This is a genomic window from Arthrobacter sp. SPT-J7 (assembly GCF_059089965.1).
Window position 1 is genome coordinate 1 of record NZ_JBNHFF010000127.1, and the last position, 9,545, is coordinate 9,545.

At 64.8% G+C, this 9,545-nt stretch carries 8 protein-coding genes and 1 pseudogene; 4 read left to right on the top strand and 5 right to left on the bottom strand.

Annotation, left to right across the window (positions count from 1 at the left end):
• From AC5RWX_RS26400 to AC5RWX_RS26410, 3 genes and pseudogenes are all read left to right on the top strand, one after another.
• Positions 1 to 106: pseudogene (locus AC5RWX_RS26400) on the top strand (lipoyl synthase); the annotation flags it as partial.
• A gap of 77 nt (positions 107 to 183) precedes the next feature.
• Positions 184 to 936 (top strand): DUF4191 domain-containing protein, encoded by a 753-nt coding sequence (locus AC5RWX_RS26405; protein ID WP_494099237.1) that lies wholly within the window; start codon positions 184 to 186, stop codon positions 934 to 936.
• 90 nt (positions 937 to 1,026) lie between these two features.
• On the top strand, positions 1,027 to 1,416 hold the full coding sequence (locus AC5RWX_RS26410; RefSeq protein ID WP_494099238.1) for a DUF3817 domain-containing protein: 390 nt from the start codon (positions 1,027 to 1,029) through the stop codon (positions 1,414 to 1,416).
• 12 nt (positions 1,417 to 1,428) lie between these two features.
• On the opposite strand, the gene AC5RWX_RS26415 is transcribed toward AC5RWX_RS26410, so the two are convergent.
• Positions 1,429 to 1,866 (bottom strand): RDD family protein, encoded by a 438-nt coding sequence (locus AC5RWX_RS26415; protein WP_494099239.1) that lies wholly within the window; start codon positions 1,864 to 1,866, stop codon positions 1,429 to 1,431.
• Between the two features lie 289 nt (positions 1,867 to 2,155).
• Here AC5RWX_RS26415 and glnA point away from each other — a divergent pair, with 289 nt between their 5' ends.
• On the top strand, positions 2,156 to 3,580 hold the full coding sequence (gene glnA, locus AC5RWX_RS26420; RefSeq protein WP_050055503.1) for a type I glutamate--ammonia ligase: 1,425 nt from the start codon (positions 2,156 to 2,158) through the stop codon (positions 3,578 to 3,580).
• A gap of 660 nt (positions 3,581 to 4,240) precedes the next feature.
• Here the strand turns inward: glnA and AC5RWX_RS26425 are convergent.
• From AC5RWX_RS26425 to AC5RWX_RS26440, 4 genes are all read right to left on the bottom strand, one after another.
• Positions 4,241 to 4,774: a GNAT family N-acetyltransferase gene (locus AC5RWX_RS26425; protein ID WP_494099240.1), complete on the bottom strand. Its 534-nt coding sequence runs from the start codon at positions 4,772 to 4,774 to the stop codon at positions 4,241 to 4,243.
• A gap of 5 nt (positions 4,775 to 4,779) precedes the next feature.
• On the bottom strand, positions 4,780 to 5,238 hold the full coding sequence (locus AC5RWX_RS26430) for a VOC family protein (protein WP_494099241.1): 459 nt from the start codon (positions 5,236 to 5,238) through the stop codon (positions 4,780 to 4,782).
• Positions 5,239 to 5,306: 68 nt separating this feature from the next.
• Positions 5,307 to 8,318, bottom strand: coding sequence for a bifunctional [glutamine synthetase] adenylyltransferase/[glutamine synthetase]-adenylyl-L-tyrosine phosphorylase (locus tag AC5RWX_RS26435; protein ID WP_494099242.1), 3,012 nt, complete (start codon positions 8,316 to 8,318; stop codon positions 5,307 to 5,309).
• A gap of 9 nt (positions 8,319 to 8,327) precedes the next feature.
• A partial coding sequence (locus tag AC5RWX_RS26440; RefSeq protein ID WP_494099243.1) for a glutamine synthetase family protein occupies positions 8,328 to 9,545 on the bottom strand: 1,218 nt, incomplete at its 5' end.

Consider the following 9,545-nt stretch of genomic DNA (forward strand, 5'->3'; position numbering starts at 1 on the left):
CGCGATGCGCAAGAAAGGCTGGGAAATCCCCGCCGAACTCGCGCACATCGAGTCCTCCGGCACCACCCGCCAGGAAGCCAGCTCCCTCCTCGCCGCCCACTCCTGACCCCGGAAACTCCTTATCCCCCAAGGGCCGGCACCGGTGCCGGCCCTTGTGCTTTGGTCACGTAGAATTGAGTCACTATGGCGAAATCCCCTGATTCCAGCAACTCCACTCCGGCTGCCTCCGGCACGCCGAAGCGTGGCCTCTTCTCCCGCAAGCCGAAAGAAGCAAAGGTCAAGAAGCCCAGCCGCCTCAAGCAGATCCGCGAGGTCTTCACCATGACCCGCCGCCACGACCCCATGGTTCCGTGGCTCATGCTGCTGGTCTTCCTCGGCGTTGTGGCTGTCAGCTTCCTGGTGGGCTTCTGGCTTGATAACTGGATCACGGGCCTGATCATCGGTATCCCGCTGGGTCTGCTGGGAGCCACACTGATTCTCTCGCGGCGCGCCGAGCGTGCAGCCTTCGCACAAATTGAAAATCAACCTGGTGCCTCCGGCGCCGCACTGGGAACGCTTCGGCGCGGCTGGATCACCGAGGAACAGCCCGTCGCCGTGAACCCCCGCACGCAGGACGCCGTGTTCCGCGCCATCGGCCGCCCCGGCGTCGTGCTGGTCAGCGAAGGCCCCACCCACCGTGTAAAGCCGCTGCTGGAGGCGGAGCGCAAGCGCCTGGCGCGGATCCTGCCCAACGTCACTGTGCACGTCATTGAAAGCGGCCGCGGCGAAGGGCAGGTTCCCATCAGCCAGGTGGCGAAGAAAATGGGCAAGCTGAAGAAGGAACTGACCAAGCTTGAGGTGAATGCCGTGTCCAAGCGGATCGCATCGCTGGGCAACCGGCTCCCCATCCCCAAGGGCATCGACCCCTACAAGGCCCGCCCCAACCGCGGACGCTAGAGCAAACGCCCCGGTTTCCGGCTACAAGCCGGGACCGGGGCTTTTTTATGGCCGGCCAAGGCCACAACACCGACTACAGGACAGGACAAAGTGGAACAGCACAAGGTGAAACAGGACCAGGTGGAAGCTCCCGCGAGGAGTGCCGTGCTCCGCGCCTTCAGAGTTCTCGCGATCGCCGAAGCGTTCAGCTGGGCTGCGCTTCTGGTGGGCATGTACTTCAAATGGATAGCCCGCACCACGGAACTTGGCGTGCAGGTGGCCGGGCCCATCCACGGTGCCCTGTTCGTGGGTTACGCGATCGCCGCGCTGGCACTCTGGCGGCTGCAGCGCTGGCCCCTCGTGGTGGCCCTCCTGGCCGGCCTTTCCGCCGTCTTCCCGTTTGCCACCCTCTGGTTTGAGCGCTGGGCCGGCAAGCGCGGGTACCTTACGGCTGACGCAGCCGAAGCTCCTGAAGCGGAGGAGGAAACCAGCCGCGTCTGAATCCGGGGACTCCTAGCGGAGCACGAGCAGCGTATTCATCGCCTTATCGTGAAGCCCGCGGTGGTCCGGATCGAAGATGACAGCGGGAACCACCAGGCACAGCAGCAACGACCTCACCAGCGCTGCCAGCGGTCCCGGCGCTCCCCCGCCTGCTCTCACAACGTGAATGCCGGTGGCGCGGTGCCCGATGCTGTAGCCAAGCGTGCCCACCAGGAGGATCTGCTCGACGGCGAAAATCGCCAGGGTGGCCCAGGCGTCTCCCCCGAAGGCGAAGTTGCTGATGAGCAAGGCAATGCCCCAGTCAATCATGATCGCAATGATCCTGCGCCCGGCGCGGGCAATGGAGCCGGATCCGGACTCCGGCAGCCCCAGCCGCTCACCCGGATACTTGGAAATGCCTGAGGTGTCAGGGCCGGTGAGCCAGGAGCCAATGTCTTTACGATCTACCACCGTCCAAGTTTACTCGGTTCCCCCGCTCACAGTGTGGAAGCAGTTAGACCACACTGTGGGCGGCGGATAGCCTTGTCGTAGCAGGGCATTCTGTAACCTGCCCGAAACAATGCGGACACGGACGGGAAATGCCGCGTCCATAGGCTGTTAGCAGTTTCAAGCAAATCCACCGGCAGACATGTGCAGCGGGTACTTTCAGCAGGGAAACACTGCGGCGTTTCCCTGCTTTGGATTGCGCTGGATCAGATGGCTTTCACGCCAGATAGTTACATATGCGTTAGGAGCATAGATGTTCAAGACTGCGGACGAGGTCCTCAAGTTCATCAAAGACGAAGACATTAAATTCGTCGATATCCGTTTCACCGACCTTCCGGGTGTCCAGCAGCACTTCAACGTCCCGGCCAAGAGCGTTGACGCCGACTTCTTCATCAACGGCCAGCTCTTCGACGGATCCTCCATCCGCGGTTTCCAGGGCATCGCCGAATCCGACATGCAGCTGATCCCGGACGTCACCACTGCGTTCCTGGACACGTTCCGCATGGAGAAGACCCTCGCGCTGAACTTCTCCATCGTCAACCCCCGCACCGGCGATCCGTACCACCGCGACCCCCGCGGCGTGGCTGAGAAGGCCGAAGCCTACCTGGCCTCCACCGGCATCGCTGACACCGCTTTCTTCGCTCCCGAAGCCGAGTTCTTCGTGTTCGATAACGTCCAGTACCAGTCCTCCCCGCAGGGCAGCTTCTACAAGATCGATTCCGAGGAAGCCCACTGGAACACCGGCCGCGAGGAAGAGGGTGGAAACCTGGGTTACAAGACCCCTGTCAAGGGCGGCTACTTCCCGGTCTCCCCTACTGACAAGCAGGCCGACCTGCGCGACGCCATGTGCGTCGCCCTGGACGAAGCCGGACTCGAGGTCGAACGCAGCCACCACGAAGTTGGCTCCGCCGGCCAGGCTGAGATCAACTACAAGTTCACCACCCTGACCCACGCAGCGGATGACCTGCAGAAGTTCAAGTACGTCATCAAGAACACCGCAGACGCCTGGGGCAAGTCAGTGACCTTTATGCCTAAGCCGGTCTTCGGCGACAACGGCTCCGGCATGCACTGCCACCAGTCGCTGTGGAACGGCGGCGAGCCGCTGTTCTACGACGAAAAGGGCTACGCCGGCCTCTCCGACACCGCCCGCTGGTACATCGGCGGCCTGCTCAAGCACGCCTCCGCCGTCCTGGCCTTCACCAACCCGACGGTGAACTCCTACCGCCGCCTGGTCAAGGGCTTCGAAGCTCCGGTCAACATGGTCTACTCACAGGGCAACCGCTCCGCCGGTATCCGTATCCCCATCACGGGCACCAACCCCAAGGCCAAGCGCATCGAATTCCGCGCGCCGGACCCCTCCTCCAACCCGTACCTGGCATTCGCTGCCCAGCTGATGGCCGGCATCGACGGCATCCGCAACCGCATCGAACCGCCCGCACCGATCGACAAGGACCTCTACGAACTCCCGGCAGAAGAAGCCAAGGACATCCCCAAGGCTCCGGGCACGCTTGAGGAAGCCCTGGAGGCCCTGGCCGAGGACAACGAGTTCCTGCAGGCCGGCGGCGTGTTCACCCAGGACCTGATCGACACCTGGATCGAGTACAAGTACGAGAACGAGATCCGTCCGCTGTCGCTGCGCCCGAACCCCTACGAGTTCGAGCTCTACTACGGCGTCTAGCATGATAACGGGGCGAAAGCGGGCATAGTCCGCAAAAATTCGCGTCGCAACAAGGCCGGCCTCCTCGGGGGGCCGGCCTTTGTTGTGCCCGGAACCCCCTCGTCCTGCCGCTCAGCCTGCCAGCCCGCCCGCTTTGGTCCAATAGCTCACCCTAGGGCTGTCAGTCGGTATACCGACGGACTCGGCCATTCCTGCCAATGCGGAGCATTTGTCGCGGCGGCCAACAGACTGATGGGAGCCATCCATGGGATCCACCCCGTCTTCGGTGCGTACTGTGATTCGCATGTAATCCCTGCGGCTGAGCCGGCCCGGCCCGCGCGGCCCCGCTACCGTTCAAGCGATGATGTGCCGGCAGAGGCTGGGGGGCTACCAACCCGCAAACCTGCCGACACTGATAGTTGACCGTTCCTGGCCGTCCTGGGGCATCAGTAGGCGGTACTCACTTTTCCGGGAGCGGCTGCGGGTGGGTGCTGAGGTGAAACACCGGCTGCTGAAGGTGGGGACCCGGTTCCAGACGTGCTGAGACCGGGAACCGGATCCCCTGACAAATGCTCCCCGAGACGAAGACTTTGCAAGCCTTCCCCCCAACAAGGTTTGAAGAACACCGCCAATCCACATATTCGGGCAATCCGGGACTGGGCGCAACGCCGGGCTGTCCGGTTACAGTGCGGTGGACCTGCCGAAACCACGGAACATCACCCGCTGCGGGCCCGCTGGCCCTCCCAGATATTGCCCGCGGTACTCAAAGCCGGCGCGGCGGAAGGCGGACAATCCCGCCGGATTTGCTTCGTTAACGGACAGGACGACGCCGGTCTCTCCGGTCCCATGTCGGGCGCTGAGCTTTTCCGCGGCCGCCACGGCGGCGGCAGCACCCAGCGGCCCAAGGCCTTTCCCCTGTTCCCGCCGGTCGATCAGGAAGCCCCGCAGCAGCCATGCCGAATCGTCGTCCGGCCAGCCCGCCAGCCGGGCTGCCCCGGACTGCAAAGTGAGCACGCCCACCGCCCGGCCGAGGCATTCCATCACGTAGGGACGCCGGGACTCCTCCGCGAGCCCCGCCAGGACCATCCGCAGCGGATCACCCACAAACCGATCCTGGCCTGGCCCAAGTTCAAGGTCCGCCACGGCGCCCAGCTGGATGGCGCGGGCGTCGTCGTCGAGGTCCTGAAGCGAAATCAGCCAGACGCTGGGGTCCATCCCGTTCAGGGCTGCAGGCCGGCAGACCCGTCACCGGCCGTTGATTCAGACGCCATGGACTCAGCCGGCGGACCGGCGGGATCCATCCACATCACTTCCCAAAGGTGGCCGTCCGGGTCCTGGAAGCTGTGGTTGTACATAAATCCGTAGTCCTGGGGGTCCTCGGATGCTGAACCGCCGGAGGCCAGTGCGGTCCTGACGGCCTCATCCACTGCCTCCCGGCTCTCAACGGAGTAGGCAATGATTACTTCCGCGGAGGCCTTGCTGTCCGCAACCTCCTTGGACGTAAAAGTCTTGAAGAAGCTGTCCACCAAAAGCATGACGTAGGCGTTTTCGCTGATGATCATGCAGGTGGCGTTTTCATCCGTATAGTCCGGGTTGAAGGAGAACCCAAGGGCCGTGAAGAAGTCCACAGAGCGGTTCAGGTCCCTGACGGGCAGGTTGAAAAAGATTCGGGTAGCCATGGGCTCAAACTAGCACCGGCCCCGGACAAGTGTCAGCACTCCCTATCGGACAAGGCGCAGCAACCCGGTCAATGCCCGTAGAAAACCCGCTCGAAGACTGCCCTGGCCCGGCGGCTGACACGCAGGTAATCCTCTTCCAGGACCGCGGCCTGGCCGGGTTCGTAACCGCACCACCTCGCCACCGCTTCCAGGTCCCGCCGGGAGGACGGCAACAGGTCCGAGGCCTTGCCGCTCGAGATGACGTTGGCCGAGCGGATCCGGCTGGCGAGGCGCCAGGCAGCCGCCAGCAGGTCTGCATCCTCCTTGTCCAGCAGTCCCGCCCGGGTTGCGGCTTCAAGTGCTTCGATGGTGGACGTGGTCCGCAGCTCCTCATGTTTGGCGGCATGCTGAAGCTGCAGAAGCTGGACCAGCCACTCGACGTCGCTCAGCCCGCCGCGGCCCAGTTTGAGGTGCCTGGCCGGATCAGCCCCGCGGGGCAGGCGTTCAGCTTCAACCCTGGCCTTGACCCGCCGGATTTCACGGACATCCTGCTCGGATATGGACTGCGGATACCGGATGGGGTTGATGAGGTCGAGGAAGTCCGCTGCCAGGGCGTCGTCCCCGGCCATCGGCCGTGCACGCAGCAGCGCCTGCGCCTCCCAGATGAGCGACCAGCGCCGGTAGTATTCGGCGAAGGAGTCCAGGGAGCGCACCATTGCTCCGTTCTTGCCCTCCGGCCGCAAGTCGGCGTCCACCTGCAGCACCCTTTCCGCCATAATGGCGGGTTTCAGCGGCTGGGTCAGGAGGCTGGAGACCTTCGCTACTATCCGCGAGGCCTGCTCCTGCGCCTCCTCCTCGGAAAAGCCAGGCAGTGCGCGGTGAACGTACATCACGTCGGCGTCGGACCCGTAGCCGATTTCGCGGCCGCCCTGACGGCCCATGGCAACCACCAGGACGGCGGTCTTCAGCGGCCCGCGAGCGGACACAATGCCTTCCGCCACCCGCAGGGCGCCCAAAACCGCCGCGCGGTCGGTGTCCGCAAGGGCAACCCCGACGTCGTCCTGGCCCACCAGCCCGGCAGAATCGGCGATCGCGATCCGGAGGGTCTCCCGCCGCCTGATCAGGCGGATGAGCCGCATCGCGCTCTCGGGATCTGCGTGGCGGGACATCTTGGCGGTGATTTCCTGCCACTGTGCCTCGAACGTCACCGGGACCAGGTCCTTATCCTGGCCGAGCCACGCCACTGATTCAGGGGACACTTCCAGCAAGTCGGCAATCAGCCGCGAATTCGCAAGCATGTGGCATAGCCGCTCGGCTGCAGCATTGGAGTCGCGGAGCATGCCCAGGTACCAGTGGGTGGTACCCAGGGCCTCGCTGACCCTGCGGAAGGCGAGAAGGCCGGCGTCGGGATCCACGCCTTCCGCCAGCCAGTCAAGCAGGATGGGCAGCAACTGCCGTTGCAGGGCGGCCCTGCGGCTCACACCGGCGGTCAGGGCTTCGATGTGGCGCATGGCGCCCTTCGGGTCCCGGTAGCCGAGGGCGGCAAGCCGGCCCTGGGCTGCTTCGGGTGTGAGCTTGGCGTCCTCACTGCTGAGTCTGGCGGCGGTGTTGAGCAGGGGCCGGTAGAAAATCCGCTCATGCAGCTCGCGCACCGATCGCTTGGTTTTCTGCCAGGCGGCGAGCAGGGCGTCCGGATGCGGACGCTCACTGGAAAACGGCCCCAAAACCGCCTTGGCCAACGCCCGGAGCGCTGGCTCAGCGACGGGCATGAGGTGCGTCCTGCGGAGCTGGAAGAGCTGGATGCGGTGCTCCAGCAACCGCAGGTACCGGTAGGCGTTGTCGAAGGCCGTGGCATCGGCCCGTCCGATGTAGCCCCCTGCGGACAGGGCCGCGATGGCGGAGGTGGTGTCCCGGCGGCGCAGGGTTTCGTCAGACCTGCCGTGGACCAGTTGGAGCAGCTGCACCGTGAATTCAACGTCGCGGAGTCCTCCGCGGCCCAGCTTGATCTGCCGCTGTTCCTCGGCCTGCGGGATGTGCTCTGTGACCCGGCGCCGCATCGCCTGCACCGATTCAACGAACCCGTCCCGGCTGGCCGAGCTCCAGATCAGCGGTGCAATGGCGTCCTCGTACTGCTGGCCCAGGGCAACATCGCCGGCAATAGTGCGCGCCTTCAGCAGTGCTTGGAACTCCCAGCTTTCAGCCCATCGCGCGTAGTACATCTGATGGGACGCGAGAGTGCGCACCAGCGGCCCGGACTTCCCTTCCGGGCGGAGATTGGCGTCCACTTCCCACAACCCGGGTTCCTTCGCCACTGATGAGATGGCGCGCGAGATTCCGCTGGCCAGGGCAGCGCCGATAGTGCTGGCCTGTGCGTCCTCCAGGCTGCCCGTCTCCACCACGTAAATGACGTCGACGTCGGAAATGTAGTTAAGCTCGCGCGCTCCGCACTTGCCCATTCCAATAACGGCAAGGCCGACGTCGGCCACGTCCGAGGCGCTGAACTGGCCGGCAGCCTCGGCTCGGGAGACAGCGAGGGCGGCCTCGATGGCTGCCCCGGCGAGGTCCGCGAGTTCGCCGCCCGCGAGGGGCAGGAAGTCCAGTGGATCCGCGGCGCACAGGTCCTTGACTGCAAGGTCCACTACCCCCCGGCGGTAAGCCGTGCGCAGGGCTGCGTACGCTTCCGTGCCTGTGACCCCGGCGACGGGGCGCGCGGCCCTCGGATCAGCGCCCACGGACTGCAGGAGGGTGGCTCGCAACGCCGACGCGTCAGCCTGCACCGGCTCCGGGCTGGGACGCACATTGAAGGCATCAAGATGTTCGGGGTGGCGGATCAGGAACTCCCCCAGAGCCTCCGAAGCCCCCAGCACCCGGTAGAGCGGTTCGCTGGTTTCAGGGTCAGCGCCCGCCAGCTCCCGAAGCGCCGGATGCTTTTCGATCAGCCGCACCAGTGACTGAAGGGCAGTGTCCGGACTGGCTGCCAACTGCAGCCCCGCAAAGAGCCGGTCTTCGTCCAGTCCTTCAAGCTCGCGGGCAGCCAGGAACCGCTCACCCTTCTCCAGGTCACTGAAGCCGGCCGCAATCAGGCGCCGTGCGAGGCTCACAGCCGCTGCCTAGAGAATGGCCAGGTTGCGCTGCAGCTCGTAGGGCGTCACCTGGAGCCGGTAGTCCTGCCACTCGGCGCGCTTGTTCCGCAGGAAGTGCTCGAACACCTGCTCGCCCAGGATCTGCGGCATCAGTTCAGAGTCCTCCATCGAGCGGATGGCGTCATGCAGGCTGGCGGGAAGGGGATCATGCCCCATGGCGCGGCGCTCCGCAGAGCTCAGCGACCATACATCGTCTTCGGCTGCAGCGGGCAGGTCGTAGCCTTCCTCGATGCCCTTCAGCCCGGCGCCCAGCAGGACGGCGTAGGCAAGGTACGGGTTTGCGGCGGAGTCGATGCCGCGGTACTCGATCCGCGCCGACTGGCCCTTGCCCGGCTTGTACAGCGGAACGCGGACCAGGGCCGAGCGGTTGTTGTGCCCCCAGCTCAGATAGCTCGGCGCCTCCCCGCCGCCCCACAGGCGCTTGTAGGAGTTCACGAACTGGTTCGTCACCGCGGTGAACTCGGGGGCGTGCTTGAGGATGCCGGCAATGAACTGGCGCGCAGTCTTGGACAACTGGAACTCAGCGCCTGCCTCGTAGAAGGCGTTGGTGTCGCCTTCGAACAGGGAAAAGTGGGTGTGCATGCCGGACCCGGGGTGCGCGGTGAAGGGCTTGGGCATGAAGGTGGCATAAGTCCCCTGCTGGAGCGCAACTTCCTTGATGATCGTGCGGAACGTCATGATGTTGTCCGCCGTCTGGAGAGCGTCCGCGTAGCGCAAATCAATCTCGTTCTGCCCCGGCCCCGCTTCATGGTGGCTGAACTCCACCGAGATACCCACGGATTCCAGCATGGTGACCGCCGTCCGGCGGAAATCCTGGGCCACGCCGCCAGGGACGTGGTCAAAGTAGCCGCCCTCATCAACCGGCACAGGCGCGCCATCGGGCCCGGGTTCCTGGGACTTGAGGAGGTAGAACTCGATCTCAGGGTGGGTGTAGCAGGTGAATCCCATATCGGCGGCCTTTGCGAGGGTGCGCTTGAGGACGTTGCGGGGATCAGCGGTGGAAGGCTCACCATCAGGCGTCAGGATGTCGCAGAACATGCGGGACGTCTGTTCCGTTTCGCCGCGCCACGGGAGGATCTGGAAGGTGGCCGGATCCGGCTGCGCGAGCATATCGGACTCAAACACACGGGCCAGCCCTTCAATGGCGGAACCGTCGAAGCCTAGGCCTTCCTCGAAGGCGCCCTC

What these genes read in the sequence shown, in the direction of transcription:
- AC5RWX_RS26405 (WP_494099237.1), top strand. Translation starts at nt 184, where the DNA reads ATGGCGAAATCCCCTGATTCCAGCAACTCCACTCCGGCTGCCTCCGGC.
- glnA (WP_050055503.1), top strand. Translation starts at nt 2,156, where the DNA reads ATGTTCAAGACTGCGGACGAGGTCCTCAAGTTCATCAAAGACGAAGAC.
- AC5RWX_RS26425 (WP_494099240.1), bottom strand. Translation starts at nt 4,774, where the DNA reads ATGGACCCCAGCGTCTGGCTGATTTCGCTTCAGGACCTCGACGACGAC.
- AC5RWX_RS26430 (WP_494099241.1), bottom strand. Translation starts at nt 5,238, where the DNA reads ATGGCTACCCGAATCTTTTTCAACCTGCCCGTCAGGGACCTGAACCGC.